At 38.6% G+C, this 16,903-nt stretch carries 17 protein-coding genes and 1 tRNA gene; 7 read left to right on the top strand and 11 right to left on the bottom strand.

The features are described 5' to 3' along the window. Positions 1-8 precede the first annotated feature (8 nt). Positions 9-1,571 (bottom strand): cytochrome ubiquinol oxidase subunit I, encoded by a 1,563-nt coding sequence (locus CKV69_RS00950; RefSeq protein WP_005722953.1) that lies wholly within the window; start codon positions 1,569-1,571, stop codon positions 9-11. 459 nt (positions 1,572-2,030) lie between these two features. Between CKV69_RS00950 and CKV69_RS00945 the strand changes: the two genes are divergently transcribed. Continuing rightward, a complete protein-coding gene (locus tag CKV69_RS00945) occupies positions 2,031-2,351 on the top strand; it encodes a DUF5339 domain-containing protein (protein ID WP_005754446.1) in 321 nt (106 codons plus the stop codon). 58 nt (positions 2,352-2,409) lie between these two features. Here CKV69_RS00945 and ruvB read toward each other — a convergent pair whose 3' ends face one another. From ruvB to aspS, 8 genes are all read right to left on the bottom strand, one after another. Continuing rightward, on the bottom strand, positions 2,410-3,417 hold the full coding sequence (gene ruvB, locus CKV69_RS00940) for a Holliday junction branch migration DNA helicase RuvB (protein ID WP_014325786.1): 1,008 nt from the start codon (positions 3,415-3,417) through the stop codon (positions 2,410-2,412). A gap of 18 nt (positions 3,418-3,435) precedes the next feature. Further along, positions 3,436-4,050, bottom strand: a complete 615-nt coding sequence (gene ruvA, locus CKV69_RS00935) for a Holliday junction branch migration protein RuvA (protein ID WP_005754448.1) — start codon at positions 4,048-4,050, stop codon at positions 3,436-3,438. Between the two features lie 63 nt (positions 4,051-4,113). Further along, positions 4,114-4,686 (bottom strand): crossover junction endodeoxyribonuclease RuvC, encoded by a 573-nt coding sequence (ruvC, locus tag CKV69_RS00930; protein WP_005751719.1) that lies wholly within the window; start codon positions 4,684-4,686, stop codon positions 4,114-4,116. Positions 4,687-4,767: 81 nt separating this feature from the next. Next, on the bottom strand, positions 4,768-5,178 hold the full coding sequence (locus CKV69_RS00925) for a hypothetical protein (RefSeq protein ID WP_005722963.1): 411 nt from the start codon (positions 5,176-5,178) through the stop codon (positions 4,768-4,770). Positions 5,179-5,263: 85 nt separating this feature from the next. Further along, positions 5,264-6,004 carry a YebC/PmpR family DNA-binding transcriptional regulator gene (locus tag CKV69_RS00920; RefSeq protein ID WP_014325785.1) on the bottom strand — a complete coding sequence of 247 codons (741 nt, stop codon included), beginning with the start codon at positions 6,002-6,004 and terminating at the stop codon, positions 5,264-5,266. Further along, positions 5,991-6,515, bottom strand: coding sequence for a dihydroneopterin triphosphate diphosphatase (gene nudB, locus CKV69_RS00915; protein ID WP_023430154.1), 525 nt, complete (start codon positions 6,513-6,515; stop codon positions 5,991-5,993). Before nudB ends, CKV69_RS00920 begins: the two co-directional genes overlap by 14 nt. Before the next feature lie 4 nt (positions 6,516-6,519). Then, positions 6,520-7,305: an RsiV family protein gene (locus CKV69_RS00910; protein ID WP_014325783.1), complete on the bottom strand. Its 786-nt coding sequence runs from the start codon at positions 7,303-7,305 to the stop codon at positions 6,520-6,522. 63 nt (positions 7,306-7,368) lie between these two features. After that, positions 7,369-9,135 carry an aspartate--tRNA ligase gene (gene aspS, locus CKV69_RS00905; protein ID WP_005757067.1) on the bottom strand — a complete coding sequence of 589 codons (1,767 nt, stop codon included), beginning with the start codon at positions 9,133-9,135 and terminating at the stop codon, positions 7,369-7,371. A 218-nt stretch (positions 9,136-9,353) separates the two neighbouring features. On the opposite strand from aspS, the gene CKV69_RS00900 reads away from it, so the two are divergent. Both CKV69_RS00900 and cmoA read left to right on the top strand, forming a co-directional pair. Further along, positions 9,354-9,872, top strand: coding sequence for an isoprenylcysteine carboxyl methyltransferase family protein (locus CKV69_RS00900; RefSeq protein ID WP_005722973.1), 519 nt, complete (start codon positions 9,354-9,356; stop codon positions 9,870-9,872). 65 nt (positions 9,873-9,937) lie between these two features. Further along, positions 9,938-10,663, top strand: a complete 726-nt coding sequence (gene cmoA / locus CKV69_RS00895; RefSeq protein ID WP_014325781.1) for a carboxy-S-adenosyl-L-methionine synthase CmoA — start codon at positions 9,938-9,940, stop codon at positions 10,661-10,663. 41 nt (positions 10,664-10,704) lie between these two features. Here cmoA and CKV69_RS00890 read toward each other — a convergent pair whose 3' ends face one another. Continuing rightward, complete coding sequence (locus tag CKV69_RS00890) at positions 10,705-13,179, bottom strand: GDYXXLXY domain-containing protein (protein ID WP_014325780.1); 2,475 nt, start codon at positions 13,177-13,179, stop codon at positions 10,705-10,707. Positions 13,180-13,292: 113 nt separating this feature from the next. On the opposite strand from CKV69_RS00890, the gene gloA reads away from it, so the two are divergent. The 4 genes from gloA (at position 13,293) to priC (ending at position 16,541) form a co-directional block, all read left to right on the top strand. After that, on the top strand, positions 13,293-13,700 hold the full coding sequence (gene gloA, locus CKV69_RS00885) for a lactoylglutathione lyase (RefSeq protein WP_005717189.1): 408 nt from the start codon (positions 13,293-13,295) through the stop codon (positions 13,698-13,700). A gap of 90 nt (positions 13,701-13,790) precedes the next feature. Next, complete coding sequence (gene rnt / locus CKV69_RS00880; protein ID WP_014325779.1) at positions 13,791-14,453, top strand: ribonuclease T; 663 nt, start codon at positions 13,791-13,793, stop codon at positions 14,451-14,453. A gap of 124 nt (positions 14,454-14,577) precedes the next feature. Then, positions 14,578-15,936, top strand: a complete 1,359-nt coding sequence (locus CKV69_RS00875; protein ID WP_005717191.1) for a Na+/H+ antiporter family protein — start codon at positions 14,578-14,580, stop codon at positions 15,934-15,936. Positions 15,937-15,986: 50 nt separating this feature from the next. Then, positions 15,987-16,541, top strand: coding sequence for a primosomal replication protein PriC (gene priC / locus CKV69_RS00870; RefSeq protein ID WP_005722991.1), 555 nt, complete (start codon positions 15,987-15,989; stop codon positions 16,539-16,541). 272 nt (positions 16,542-16,813) lie between these two features. Here the strand turns inward: priC and CKV69_RS00865 are convergent. After that, positions 16,814-16,903: transfer RNA gene (locus tag CKV69_RS00865), tRNA-Ser, on the bottom strand.

Below are 16,903 nucleotides of genomic sequence, written 5' to 3'. Positions count from 1 at the left end.
GCTCCTGCTTATTTAGATGACTGTTCAAAGTAGTAACGACCTGTTTTTAATGAACTTGGTCCTAATCTACCGTATTTGAACATTAAATACATTTCTACTACAAGGAATAAGGTATAAAGTGCACAGATTAATCCAATGGAGAACCAAAGATCACCTGTTGTGAGTGCAGAGTTAGCCACACCAACTGGTAACACTTCATAAATCGCCCAAGGTTGACGACCATATTCAGCTAAGAACCAACCACTTTCAATTGCAATCCATGGTAATGGAATCGACCATAAAAGCGCTTTTAAGAACCAAGGTTTTGTTCCCACTGTTTTACGCACATTTTGTACAAATGCACCAACCAGAAGAAGAAGTAATAAACCACCTGCTGCCATCATGATACGGAAAGACCAGAAAGTAGGTCCCACATTTGGAATTGTATCTGCCGCAGCTTGTTTAATTTGCTCTTCAGTCGCATCAACCACTTTGTCGGTATAACGTTTCAATAATAAACCAAAACCGAGATCTTTAGAGACAGCATTAAATTGTGCTTTTGTTTCTTCACTGATTTGACCTGCTTTTTTCTGTGCTTGTAATTGAAGTAACAAGTCATATGCTTGAACACCATTACGTACACGTTCCACATTCAACGCTTCTAAATCAGCAAGACCCGCAAATTGTTTATCTAAAGAACGTGTCACAATAATCCCAGCAGCGTAAGGAATTTGAATAGCAAAATCATTACGTTTCTCTGCTTGATTTGGCACTACAAGTAAATTCCAGTCAGCTGGTGCAGGTTGAGTATGCCATTCCCCTTCCATTGCTGCTAATTTCACAGGCTGTGTTTGACCGATTTCATAACCAGATTCATCACCCATGATGATCACCGAGAAAATAGAAATCACACCGAAAGTGGAAGCAATAGAAAACGAACGTTTAGCAAAACCGAGATCACGACCTTTCAAGATATAATAAGCGCTAATCCCTAATACAAACATTGCACCACTCACATAACCTGCAGAGAGAGTATGTAAGAATTTACTTTGTGCAACTGGGTTTAACCATAAATCCATAAAGCTGGTCATTTCCATTCGCATGGTTTCAAAATTAAACTCAGAAGCGACAGGGTATTGCATCCAACCGTTTGCAACAAGAATCCACATTGCGGATAAATTTGAACCAAATGCCACACAGTATGTCGCAATTAAGTGTTTACCTTTTGATAATCTGTCCCAACCAAAGAAGAATAAACCAACGAAAGTCGACTCTAAGAAGAATGCCAATAATGCTTCAATTGCAAGAGGCGCACCAAAAATATCTCCCACATAATGAGAATAATATGACCAGTTCGTACCAAACTGGAATTCCATTGTAATACCAGTTGTGACACCGAGAGCAAAGTTAATACCAAATAACTTACCCCAGAATTTTGTCATATCTTTATAAACTTCTTTGCCTGTGGCTACATAGAGCGTTTCCATAATCACTAGAATGAACGATAAACCTAGTGTTAATGGCACAAACAAAAAGTGATATAACGCAGTTAATGCAAACTGCAATCGAGAGAGTTCAACAACGTCCAACATCTCAACTCCTTGTAAATGCTACAAGTTCCTACAAAATGATTACAAAGTAACCACCCCCAATACTTAAAGAAATTCCCTAAGTAGACCCCTTGAATTACCTTCACAATCACAACTATAACACTATGATGTATAATCATTTTTACAGTTGAATAGTTTATCATTATATAGGCAACCCAACTTCGGTATCTATTCTACTACTAAACATAAGGATTAAAAATATAAAAAAATGACACATAGATCACATTTTTATACTTAAATCAAAAATAATGAAAAATATGTAGAACTCTAAGAATTGATACAGGTCAAATTATAAATTTTATTAACATTTTAGCAACGCTTACTGAAATAAAAATCACGGTTTGGATAAAAAAACGACAAAACACTAGACATATCCTATGTATTTTGTTACTTTTCCTAGCGATTGATCCTCAGAAAATAAAAGAATCTAAAGGTATTATAATGAAAAGAAGATTTTCGTTCATTTTGACCGCACTTTTCGCGGCAAGCGCGTTGGTGACTTCACCTGTTCATGCAAGCAAACCTGCAGAAATTAAAACCAATACCAATGCTGCAGTTCCTCAACAGTGTGAAAAACTTTTCAAAGAAACCGAGGATTTAATTGCCGAGGCAGAAAAACAGCCGGGTACACATACCCAAGTGAGTAAAATTAAAAGCAAACTCAACCAAAGCAAACAACAAATTCTCGAGATGGAATTAGCCACTCAAATTAAAAGTTGCGATTTTGCTTTAACTAAGTTAAATACTCTCAAACAGCAATAAACAAAAAAAGCGTGTTAATTTTTCATTAACACGCTTTTTTAATAATGCTTCGCTCGTCTTATTCTATTAATTTCTCTAACCCAAAATAACGGTACGTTCTTGAGGTTGCCATACGTCCTCGAGGTGTACGCTGTAAAAAACCTTGCTGTATTAAATAAGGCTCTAGCACATCTTCTATCGTTTCTCGTTCTTCTCCAATCGCAGCAGCAAGGTTATCTAATCCTACAGGTCCCCCGTCAAAACGTTCAATCACAGCATTTAACAGTTTGCGATCCAAATAATCAAAACCTGCATCATCCACATCCAACATTAACAATGCGGCTTTAGCACTTTCTTCTGAAATAATGCCGGCATGACGGACATCTGCAAAGTCTCTCACGCGTCTTAATAAACGATTAGCAATTCGAGGTGTCCCCCTTGAACGACGTGCAATTTCATAACACGCGGTATCGGAAATAGATAAATTCAAACAATTTGCACTACGCGCTACGATCGAAGTTAAATCTTCCACTGCATAAAACTCCAGCCGTTGTACAATCCCAAAACGATCACGCAACGGCGATGTTAACGAGCCCGCACGTGTTGTTGCCCCAATTAATGTAAAAGGTGGAAGATCTAACTTGATTGAACGAGCCGCAGGTCCTTCACCAATCATAATATCTAATTGATAATCTTCCATCGCTGGATATAACACTTCTTCAATTGCAGGGGGTAAGCGATGAATTTCATCAATAAATAGCACATCATGTGGTTCTAAATTCGTAAGCATTGCGGCAAGATCGCCCGCTTTTTCTAATACTGGTCCTGAAGTAGTACGAATATTCACACCCATTTCATGCGCTACAATATTGGCTAATGTGGTTTTACCTAACCCAGGTGGACCAAAAATCAATAAATGATCCAAAGCATCTTGGCGCAATTTAGCCGCTTGAATAAAAATCGCCATTTGTTCGCAGACATGCGGTTGTCCAACATAATCATTTAGCAATTTTGGACGAATCGCACGATCAATATACTCTTCATCGCCTTTCGCACTTGTACTAATAATTCTATCTGCTTCAATCATGTTCTTTTCACTTAAAGATTATAAGGCGGCTTTTAATGCTTCACGGATAAGTTGCTCACTAGAAAGTGCCGGCTTGCTGATTTTTTTCACCAGTTTTTCAGCTTCTGCGGCTTTATAACCTAACGCAATCAGCGCAGAAATAGCTTCACTGGCAGGGATATCTTGTTCATTTAAGGCATGTTCAGGCTGTTTAAGATGTTGACTCTCAATAAAGAAGTCTTCTTGTTGAATGCCTTTGAACTTCCCTTTTAATTCCACTAATAAACGTTCTGCTGTTTTCTTACCAACCCCAGGAATCTTCACTAATTTAGAAAGTTCTTCACGTTCAATCGCATAAGCAAACTCTTCCACTGACATGGCTGATAAAATAGCCAGAGCGAGCTTAGGTCCTACACCATTGGTTTTGATTAATTCACGAAACAAAGTGCGGTCGGTTTTTTGCGAAAAACCAAACAGTAAATGTGCATCTTCACGCACAACAAGATGAGTAAATAGAGCTGTCTGTTGACCAATATCGGGAAGCTGATAAAAGCTGGTCATCGGTAATAATAATTCGTAGCCAACGCCTTGCACATCTAACAAAATCTCAGGAGGGTGTTTTTCAACTAAACGTCCCGTCAAATGACCAATCATATCTTCCTCATCACATCATTTATTTTGTTGTATAGCATAAAATAAAACTGGATGAACATCCAGTTAAATTTTTAAACGAAAGCGTCCTCGACTGTATCGCGCTTTAAGCAGTGCGGTCGTTTTTTCTGGTTTTTCTGTCGCTTGTGCACTATTTGTAACATGGAAAGCGTGTTGAAGAGAATGGGCATGCGTAATCGCTATCGCTAACGCATCCGCCGCATCGGCTTGTGGTTTTTCAGATAAAGTTAAAATCCGTGTTACCATATCTTGTACTTGAATTTTATCTGCAGAACCAATCCCTACTACCGTTTGTTTGACTAAGCGCGCCGCATATTCGAAAACGGGCAAATCATGATTAACTGCGGCAACAATCGCGGCACCTCTTGCTTGCCCAAGTTTTAAAGCTGAATTGGCATTTTTGGCTAAAAACACTTCTTCAATAGCAAACATATCCGGTTGATATTGCAAAATAATTTCATTTACCCCCATGTAGATCCGTTTCAAACGGGTTGGTAAATCTGTAACAGACGTCCGGATCACGCCACTACCTAAATATTCTAAATGCCTACCCGCTTGACGTATAACGCCATAGCCAGTTACGCGAGAGCCAGGATCGATGCCTAAAATAATTGCCATTACTTGCCCCAAAAATAAATGGATCTACATTTTACTGTAAATCCATTATTTTCATCTATGCCGAAAAATTGTTAACACACATTATTTTGCGTTAGTACAATTTTTAGCTAGGATTTTGTTGTTGTCAGTAAACATTACTGCAGCAGTTGTGCCGACTGTGCTTGCTGCAAAGCCATTATCTAATGACCAGACTTTGTTCCCTTCTACGAAACGCACACCATCTTGATAAGTGCTATCGAGTTTCATTTCATGACCAACAACTTGACGATTAATTGTTACTGTTGCGCTATCTGCTTTACCATTAACAAATGTATACGTGGCTGAAACAACTTGATTTTTCTTACCTTTCACATCACAAAAATAAGCTGCTGTTTCAAATGTTGGCTCAGATGATTTCATTTCCATCGCTTTTTTCATGTCCGCACCATTTTGTGCACAGGCAGTTAATGCGCCAGCAACCATTAAGCTTGCAAAAAGTTGAGTTAATTTCATAAGTTCTCCTAAAATAAATGATCAATTGTATGCACGATACAATCGGTAAAATCACTATTAAATAAATCGCATTTAATAGAATAACCTATAGCATAGCCGCTATTTCATCACTGATTTCGCCATTATGATAAACATTTTGTACATCATCACAATCTTCTAGCATATCAATCAGCTTTAACAATTTCGGTGCAGTTTCTGCGTCAAGTTCAACAGTCGTAGACGGAATCATGGTAACTTCGGCATTATCAATGTTAATCCCTGCGGATTCAATACCATCACGGACAGCACCAAGTTCTTCCCAAGCAGTATACACTTCGAAACTCCCATCTTCTTGGACTTGTACGTCATCCGCACCGGCTTCAATTGCGGCTTCCATAATAACATCTTCATCACCAGAAGTAATTAAAATTAACCCTTTTTTGCTGAACAAATAACCAACAGAGCCTTCCGTTCCTAGATTCCCGCCACATTTTGTAAAACTCGGTCTAACTTGTGAAATTGTACGGTTAGCATTATCACTTAAGCATTCCACCATCACTGCCGTACCACCAGGACCATATCCTTCATAGATTTTGGTTTCCATATTGGTGTCATCACCACCGCCCACACCACGTTCAATTGCACGGTTAATGGTATCACGCGTCATATTACTTGATAAGGCTTTATCCACCGCAGTACGTAAACGCGGGTTTGCATTGACATCACCACCACCTAACTTCGCAGCTGTCACCAATTCACGAATTAATTTAGTAAAAATCTTGCCACGTTGTGCATCTTGTGCGGCTTTACGGTGTTTAATGTTAGCCCACTTACTATGACCTGCCATTCTCAATTTCCTTCTTTATTAAATAATTATACTCGTTCGATATTCTCTGTAAGATGCCATTATCCAATGGTTGTTTCACTAAATACTTTTCGATTACTGCGCGATTATTCCATGACTTAGTCAAAATCGCTGCCTGATCTGCAGGTAGCCATTGAAAAGCAACATGCTCTGTTAAATGGGGTATTCTTTCCTCTGCAAGCCCTAGCAAAAACCAGTGTTCAAGACAATGAGTGACATTTGGTGCGTATTTATAACGGAAATGGGGAAAAATTTCAAACGCTATCCTTTCTTCACAATCAAAAAGCGCTAAGCTCTCTGACTGAATATCAATTCCGACTTCTTCTTTCACTTCCCTTATCGCAGTTTCTCTTGGTGACTCACTTAAGGCTAAAGAACCGGTAACGGATTGCCAAAATGTCGGATCATCTTGTCGTTGTAACATGAGAACACGTTGTGTGCTATAACAGAAGATGACCACTAAGACACTATGCGGATTCTTATACATTTTCATCCCATTAATATAGTAATTCAGGTTTAATAATGCCCTTTAACTGGCGATAAGGAAGCACTAAATCGATTTCACCATCTGCATAAGAACCTAATGTATAAACAGGATAACGGAATGTTAATCCATTAATTGTAAAGACAAAATTATCGGTCAGCTCGAGTTCATCATGCATAGAAAAATCCGATATTCCTAATGTTTTTAAACGAGCTAAATTCGCTTCACGCAATAATTCAATCAACTGATAGCGTTTATCTGATGAAACCAGAATATCGTCTAGTGTATAAATTTGTTTATTGGTTAAATCAATATTTAAAAACTGTGTATCATACATGCCATGTGCACCACCCGTATAGTAACTCGTGATCACAGAAAATGTCGCTAATTGTTCACGCTGTCCAATAAAATGGATCTCTCGCGAATAATCCCAGCTTTGATTAAGTTCTAATTCTGGCAACACGTCATTAAACCACTTTTGTACGAGCTGTTCGATACCTTGCTCAGAGGACTTGGTTTCAATCAATATACTTAAAGTAAGATTATCCAAGAACGTATTGAGCCAATCGACATTGGTTTTTTGAGATATCAAGCTCAAATTCGCGCAATGTTCTTCTGTTGAACCAACATCAAGTTTAACGTTAACACATTGAAAACGCTGAGCTAAAATATAAAAATCGGACTGGATAGCAATCGTGTCATGCGAGGCTTGAGAGGCATTATTTGCTTTCAGGAATGGTAGTTTATCAAAGCATGATATTAATAAAAAAATAGGAATCAATAAGATAGCATAACGCATAATTACCTCCCAATAAATTTACATGAAAAGGTGCAGTTATCATAACCGCACCTTTTATAAACTTTATTCAGATTTAATTACTTGAACTGACAGTTCATTCAATGCTTGTGGGTTTGCAAAACTCGGCGCCTCTGTCATTAAACAGGCGGCGGCTGTGGTTTTCGGAAACGCAATCACATCACGGATATTGTCCGTTCCAGTCAATAGCATCGTTAAACGATCTAAACCAAAAGCCAAGCCTGCATGTGGTGGTGTACCAAATTTTAACGCATCTAATAAGAAACCGAATTTTTCACGTTGTTCTGCTTCATTAATCCCTAAAATACGGAATACCGTTTGTTGCATTTTCGGATCGAAAATACGCACCGATCCCCCGCCCACTTCATAACCATTAATCACCATATCGTAAGCATTAGCAACGGCTGAAGTTGGATCCGCTTCTAATTGTTCTGGGCTGAAATCTTTTGGTGAAGTAAATGGGTGGTGCATAGCGGCAAGATCACCTTCATCATCACGCTCAAACATTGGGAAATCAATCACCCAAAGTGGTTGCCATTCTTCTAATTTCGTTAAGCCCAAATCACGTCCTAACTTCAAACGTAACGCGCCCATTGCATCAGTTGTTACTTTATAGTTATCCGCACCAAAGAAAAGAATATCGCCGTTTTGTGCTTGTACACGCTCTAAAAGGGCTTTTAACACCGCTTCAGATAAAAATTTTGCGATTGGACTTTGTACGCCATCCATCCCCGCAGCAAGATCATTGACTTTTAACCAAGCCAAACCTTTTGCCCCATAAATCCCAACAAATTGCGTGTATTCATCAATTTGTTTACGCGTAATGTCTGTGCCATTTGGTACACGAATGACGGCAATACGACCATTAGGGTCATTCGCTGGACCATTGAATACTTTAAATTCAACCTCTTTTAATAAATCCGCTACGTCCACCATTTCTAATGGATTACGTAAATCAGGTTTATCTGAGCCAAAACGACGCATCGCTTCTGCAAAGGTCATCACAGGGAATTTACCTAAATCTACCCCAAGGGTTTCCCGCCACAAACCATGTACCATTTTTTCCATCATCTCACGCACTTCTGGTGCCGTTAAGAAAGAGGTTTCTACATCGATTTGAGTGAATTCAGGTTGACGATCCGCACGCAAATCTTCATCACGGAAACATTTCACAATTTGATAATAACGGTCAAACCCTGACATCATTAACAATTGTTTAAATAACTGTGGTGATTGCGGTAATGCATAGAATTTACCTTTATGTACTCGGCTTGGTACTAAATAGTCACGAGCTCCTTCCGGCGTTGCTTTGGTTAACATCGGTGTTTCAATATCTAAGAAACCATGTTCGTCCATAAAGCGACGCACAAAGCTGGTAATTTTGGCTCGTGTTTTTAAACGTTGCGCCATTTCTGGGCGACGTAAGTCTAAATAACGGTATTTTAAACGCTGTTCTTCCGTATTATTTTGGTTAAAGTCGAGAGGTAATGGCTCTGCGCTGTTATAAATAGACAGGGATTTTGCTAACACTTCCACTTCGCCTGTTGCCATATTTTTGTTGATTTGATTATCTGGGCGGGCAATCACTTCGCCTTTAATTTGAATACAAAACTCATTACGTAAACTTGCTGCTGTGGTGAGTGCTTCTTGATATATTGGATCGAAACACACTTGTACAATCCCTTCACGATCACGCATATCAATAAAAATTAACCCACCTAAATCACGGCGACGATGCACCCAACCACTCAATGTTACTTCTTGTCCGATATTGTCACGGTTTAATGCACCGCAATAATGTGTACGCATCATTTCAAAATCCTTTGTACTCTTAATTATGCTCAAAAATTCACTCAATTATAGCGGAAAACCAAGAGAGATAAAAAGGTTATTTATGCTTACAAATCAACCAATAAGAAAAAGAAAAGCGATGAACGTTCAAAATAAAGGCGTATTTCCATGCCATATCATCGGATTTTTTGTTATATTACGCCACTTTATTGGAATAAAATTATGTTAAGGATAACCACATGTTATTTATCAATATCACTTTTGCCTGTATTTTAGCGATCCGTTTTTATAGTCTGTCTATTTCAATCCGCCATGAAAAAGCATTGATTGCAAAAGGTGCAATACAATATGGTAAACGCAATTCTACGCTGTTATCCATTGCCCATGTTGTATTTTATCTCGCCGCGATCATTGAAGCTAATAACCAAAACACAGCATTTAATAGCACCTCACAAATAGGGCTGGCGATTTTAGTCTTTGCGATCGCCATGCTATTTTACGTGATTTATGAACTGAAAGAGATTTGGACAGTAAAACTTTACATTTTACCGGAACATCACATTAACCGCTCTTTCTTGTTTAAATACGTACGTCACCCGAATTATTTCTTAAACATTATTCCCGAGTTAATTGGTTTATCGCTTTTCTGCCAAGCAAAATATACCGCATTGATTGGATTACCCATTTATTTGCTTATCCTAGGCGTGCGTATTAAACAAGAAGAAAGTGCCATGGCGCATTTATTCCCGAAATCATAATTTATTTGTGATAGGTCGAAACTTCTTCTAAAATGACCGCACTTTTTCTCGGTCTTTAATACATTATGACAAAAGATACTCTATTTTCGACTCCCATTGCTAAATTGGGGGATTTTACTTTTGATGAAAGCGTAGCTGAAGTCTTTCCCGACATGATCCAACGCTCTATTCCCGGCTATGCCAACATCATTACCGCTATTGGGATGTTGGCATCACGCTTTGTTACGGCGAATAGCAACGTCTATGATCTGGGGTGCTCGCGCGGTGCGGCAACATTATCTGCACGTCGTCATATTAATCAACCCGGCGTCAAGATCATTGGTGTTGATAACTCACAACCCATGGTCGATCGTTGTCGCCAGCATGTTAGTGCCTATCAAAGTACAATACCTGTGGACATTATTTGTGATGATATACGCCATATCGAAATCGAAAATGCCTCCATGGTAATTTTAAATTTCACTTTGCAATTTCTGCCACCTGAAGATCGTCGAGCCTTATTAAGTAAGATTTACCAAGGCTTACAACCGAATGGGATCTTGGTACTATCCGAGAAATTTCATTTTGAAGATCAAAACATGAATGCCTTGTTGATTGATTTACATCATCAATTTAAACGCGCGAATGGATACAGTGAACTTGAAGTCAGCCAAAAACGCACCGCACTTGAAAATGTGATGCGTACAGACAGCATTCAAGCCCATAAAATGCGTTTAGCTGAAGTCGGTTTTCAACAAGTGGAATTATGGTTTCAATGCTTTAATTTTGGCTCAATGATTGCGGTGAAGTAAGTGGCATACAACATAAAGGCGGTTCACTACCGCCTTTTGTTTTATAATGCTTTTAAATTTTTATCTAGTAAGCGGAACAACAACGCTTTTCCCCCTTTAAAGCGATATTCGGCATATTCAGCTTGTGCATAATATTCACCTTTTCCCTCGGCAAAAAAGTAGTCTTGACTTGGTAAACGCGGCCACCACATCGCGACATTCACCGGTAAGTAAATATTTGGTGTACACCCGTCAAATGTTGTAGGTGCTTTGGTTTCAAGACGACACAAGGTAGCAATCCCTAGGCTGTCTCGTTTTAACAACGCATAAACAAAATACTGTGTTTTTTCCTCTTCTAAATTTTTTCCCCATTCCTCACTAATGTCTGCCAAGATTTCATAGTTCAACGTCATATAATCCCCTTGCATCAAGGAACGCGGATCAACGGGTGCCGTTTTTAAAATAATTGACTCACCATTCGTTAAAATATCTTCATATTTATGAATAGTATAATTCGTGGCAAAGGCAATCAAACATGTCGCCAACAAAGTGAATCCTAGTTTTTTACGTAACATTGTTTGTGGTTGAAACGTATTGTGCGATTCAGCTTGTAATGTTGCCTGCGGTGCCTTGTTATAACGTGATAAAACAAACGTAACTAGTGCCAGAACGATGCCTACTCCCATGAGTAAGAAAGATTTATGTAATAAAGGGATACTCAAGAGATAATAGTAATAGCTCAAATTCATGATCACGCCCAACAACGCGAGCGCAAATAATACTCGGCTAACGCTTAAATAAGCCAACAATAACAAAGAAATACACGCTAGGGTTTCATTCACCGCAATAAAACCCAAACACAGTGCAAGAAGAGTCAATAGTACGCTAGCATACAGAAACTTAGTTAACTCAAAACGTCGACTTATTAACACAAAAAATATCATCGGGGTGATGGATATCAATAAATGTAGACTCTTTATCAACCAATTATCAGGGGTTACCTCCGTAAAAAAATACCCAGTAATGACATGAAACCAGTCATTTAAATCAGACATTTCTGGTGTCTGTTGTGCAGTGTCAAGAAATGTCCAACGGTTGAATATGTCAAGATTCATAGCCAAACCGACTAATAACATTGCCCAAGCAATAGGTAATAGCTTTATCGTATACGGTCTTTCCTCACTTAACGAAAAAAAGTAATAAAGTAGCAAACCACCAAGAATTATCCACTGTTGTGCAGATAACACAAATTGCCCTAAATGCTCTTCATAATAGGCATACCATCTCAAATCAAAAAAACCAATGTAAACTAAAAACGCGATGATAAAGAGTGATGCAATTAAGAAACGTAGCCAATTTGATGAACGTAATTGATACAAAAAGACCGATAGTATTGCCATTAACGCAAGATAAAGGTCATTTTCTCCATCAAAAAGGAAAAAAATGAAATACAGAATAAAACCTGTTGCCATGAACATATCAATGGCAATATCAAACCAGTCTGCCTTTTCTTTTTGATTAAAATGCATTACTAAGGCAATGATAAGAAAAAGGATACTCGGATAGATAAGATCTTGTTCATCTTCCAAACCAAATGAGAAAAATAAAGTAATAAGGAGTAGCCCAGTACAAAATATAATTAATAAAATAAAGAGTGGATAAATATGCCAAGTGACTCGAGAGGCAGTAGGATTATGCCACTTAAACCACTTAATTAACGTGATAATCGCACCAATCGTGCCACCAAATGCCAATATCGTTACCAAAAAGATATCTGATAAAAAATCTTCCCCTGAGCTTAATAGTACTTTCGTACAAATACTGACGACTAAATAGAAAAATAAAACGATTAAATTAAGAAAGTCAAAACGACGCTCTTTATAATAATAGACAAGCCCTGCACTCAATAACCACGACAACAGCACGCTATTGTTGACGATCAGCGCCCAACCAAAGGCAAACACTAAGATAAGCAACGCGATCTTAGGTAAAACGCGCCAATTCTGATCTCTTAAACGCTCACCAAAATATTCATAGCACACGAGAAACAGCATATTTAAAAAGATCATCATGTGCACGATATCACCGAGCAGGGAAATAGCTAAAGATAAAGCCACATTTGCCGTGACCAATAATAATAAGGCACTTGCTACATTAGGAAATAACAGCAAAAACGGAATTTGGCAAATAGACCAAATAGCGAAAAGTTCCCAAGGGTCAGCGCCCGTTTGATACGTTTGCCCAATTAAAGCGAATATTGCCCCAAGCAATACCGCAGCGAGAAAAGCAAAAACAAGAGGAAGTACAGAAGTAACCTGCTTTTTTTTCGCTTCATAGTAATAAAAAAAGACACTTAAAAGGATAGAAACGCCAAAGAGGCTTTGTACTCCATAAAGCTTTTCAAAGCGAGAAAAATAGTCCCAATTTGCCGCAATCCAAGTAATCACGCCACTTGCAAAAAAGCCGGTTCCTAGCAGGAGAAATAAGAGAGTAAGATATTTCCGCCAAGATAAATGAAACAACGTCGTATTTTGCATATACTCGCTCCTCTAGTTAGAGAACATAATGATTTTTCACGATGATTATGGCATAATCATTTCCAATTTTGGCAAAAATTTTTCAGGTTCATAAAAATCAAAATGGGGGGATAATGCGAATTTTACATACAATGTTGCGCGTAACAAATTTAGAGCGCTCAATCCAGTTTTACCAACAGGTTTTAGGTATGCGTTTACTGCGTACAAGTGACAATCCGGAGTATAAATATACGTTGGCATTTCTTGGTTATGACGATGAAGAGAATGCCTCCGTATTAGAATTAACCTATAACTGGGGCGTGACTGAATACGAACTGGGTACGGCTTATGGTCATATTGCGATTGGCGTTGAGGATATTTATGCAACCTGTGATGCGGTACGACAAGCAGGCGGTAAAATCACCCGTGAGCCCGGTCCAGTGAAAGGTGGAAAAACAGTGATTGCGTTTGTCGAAGATCCTGATGGTTACAAAATCGAATTTATTGAAAATAAACATGCGCAATCTGGCTTAGGTAATTAAGTTTCTCGCTCATGAAGTGCGGTCAATTTTAAAAAAATTTCTATAGCGTGGCATTTGTCCACGCTATATTATTTCAAATAGGATAATAAGGTGACAGAAATACAAGCTGAAGCAACAAATGCCCATTTATTAAAACATCGTTTTCGCGGTTATTTCCCGGTTATTATTGATGTTGAAACTGCAGGGTTCAATGCGAAAACTGACGCATTACTTGAACTTGCCGCCATTACAGTCAAAATGAACGAAGACGGTCTTTTAGTCCCCGATCAAACTTGCCATTTTCACATTGAACCTTTTGTGGGGGCTAATATTAACCCCGAGTCACTCCAGTTTAATGGGATTGATATTCACAATCCATTACGAGGGGCAGTCAGTGAAACAGTCGCTATCACAGAGCTCTTCAAAATGGTTCGTAAAGCACAAAAAGCAGCAGACTGCCAACGCTCTATTATCGTGGCACACAATGCGGCCTTTGATCAAAGTTTCTTAATGGCCGCAGCAGAACGAACAGGCGTCAAACGCAATCCATTTCATCCTTTTGGTATGTTTGATACCGCAACGTTAAGTGGTTTTATGTTTGGACAAACCGTCTTGGTTAAAGCTTGCCAAGCCGCTCAAATTGCTTTTGATGGTAAACAGGCCCATTCTGCGTTATACGATACAGAGCGGACTGCTGAATTATTCTGTTATATGGTGAATCATTTAAAACATTTAGGTGGTTTTCCACACCAACAAGCTAACGAAAAGAAATGATTATTCTGCATAAAAAATCTGTTTTATCACCATTTTTATGCAAAAAGATAGACAAATTATTTTTTTTAAGTAAATTTAGAACTCTTTTAAAAAAACATAACTTAATAACCTAAGGACACATACAATGTTATTAACTAACCCTGTCGTGATTTCCATTGTGGTTCTACTTGCGCTCAGTTTATTGCGTATTAATGTTGTCATCGCACTCGTTATTTCCGCATTAGTGGCAGGTTTAACTGGCAATTTGGGCGTCAGTGAAACAATAAAAACGTTTACGAATGGACTAGGCGGAGGTGCAGAAGTCGCCATGAATTATGCGATTTTAGGCGCATTTGCGGTTGCCATTTCAAAATCAGGCATTACTGATTTACTTGCCTATAAAGTCATTAAACGTTTGGGCAATACACCAAGCAGTCGCTCAATGGCGGGTTTTAAATATTTTATCTTAACAATCCTCACGCTGTTTGCCGTTTCATCGCAAAACTTATTACCTGTCCATATCGCGTTTATTCCTATTGTGATTCCACCGCTTCTTGCGATTTTCAATAAACTAAAATTGGATCGTCGTGCCGTTGCTTGTGTTTTAACTTTTGGTTTAACCGCCACTTATATGTTATTACCAGTAGGATTTGGGAAAATTTTTATTGAAAGTATCCTCGTTAAGAATATCAACCAAGCCGGCGCGACTTTAGGCTTACAGACATCTGTGGCTGAAGTGTCATTAGCTATGGCAGTCCCAGTGATTGGCATGATTCTTGGTTTACTGACAGCGATCTTTATTAGCTATCGTAAACCGAGAGAATATGCCATGATGCGCAGCGAAATCAGCACGCAAGATATTGAATCACATGTTGCTCAAATCAAGCCGTTCCATGTCGGCGCAAGTTTAGTGGCAATCATTGTTACTTTTGCCCTTCAGCTCTTTACCAGTTCAACTATTATTGGTGGATTAGCCGGTCTGATTATTTTTGCTGTTTGTGGTATTTTCAAATTAAAAGAAAGTAATGACATTTTCCAACAAGGCTTACGTTTAATGGCGATGATTGGTTTTGTGATGATCGCTGCTTCTGGCTTTGCCAATGTTATTAATACAACGGGTGGTGTAACGGCGTTAGTTGAAACCTTCAGTCAAGGTTTTGGCGCAGAAAATAAAGGGATTGCAGCCTTTTTAATGCTGTTAGTTGGCTTATTTATTACTATGGGGATTGGCTCATCATTCTCAACGGTACCTATTATTGCCTCTATTTATGTACCACTTTGTCTTTCTCTTGGTTTCTCACCTTTAGCAACGGTTTCGCTTATTGGGGTATCCGCTGCGCTTGGTGATGCGGGTTCGCCTGCCTCTGACTCAACATTAGGACCAACCTCGGGTTTAAATGCAGATGGTAAACATGATCATATTTGGGATTCTGTCGTCCCGACATTTATCCATTATAATATCCCACTCATTCTTTTCGGTTGGTTAGCCGCCATGTATCTGTAATATCCACATCAATCCTCCTACTAGGGAGGATTGATTGTTTATCACCACCTATGAAAAAAACAGAACTTATTCGAATCTTAACAAACAAGATCACGCAACTTGATCACAAACAGCGTACAGCGACAGAACAGCCATTAAAAACGCGTTTTGCCCCTCATTTATTTAGTGAAAATAACCAAGTCTTTTCTTTTTATTTTCAAGAACTAAAGCAAACGCTAACACAACTAGAAAATGCACCGGAAACGGACATTGCACTCTGCGCCTTTTTTGCAGAAAAATTACTATCACAGTATGTTGCTTTATCTGAAGCCTTAACTCATACTCAAATCAAAACAAAAACCTTCACTCCGACCAATAAAGCAACACATCATGTTCATCAACTCCCACCTAGAGAACGTTTAGAAAAATATTATGAGGCATTACAAGCATTAAATGAAAAATTGATGTCACTACAAGATAGCCAACAAAAAACACAAGCAGAGCAAGAAAAAAAACTGTTAGGACAAAAAATCCAACTAACTCAGCAACGAAAAGCAAAGTGTCTGGCAGCCATTGAAACGTTAGAAGAATATTTAGTATTCAAAAATACACAAGATAAAAAGTAATTAACCTACTGAGATAAACACTGTCCTCATCATTCAGCATATCATTTCTCTCCCCCGTAAATTTCTTACGGTCTAAAATATAGCTCATTGTACGCCTCCTCAACCAAACATTTAGGAGGAACTATGCGATACCTTTTGTGATCGCACTCAAAGATAATACCATTATACTTTTCGTACAACATCACATCATAAACCAGATAGTCAATAAGAAAACAAGATGTAAAGATAAGAAAAAACCGTAAGCCAAACGACTTACGGTTTTCAAAATTTGATGGCGGAGGAAGTGAGATTCGAACTCACGGAGGGCGTAAACCCTCGCCGGTTTTCAAGACCGGTGCCTTCAACCACTCGACCATTCCTCC

This window comes from Pasteurella multocida (assembly GCF_900187275.1).
GTDB classification, from domain to species: Bacteria; Pseudomonadota; Gammaproteobacteria; order Enterobacterales; family Pasteurellaceae; genus Pasteurella; species Pasteurella multocida.
Note: the sequence above shows the minus strand (reverse complement) of the source record. Positions and strands in the feature narration are given on the sequence as shown.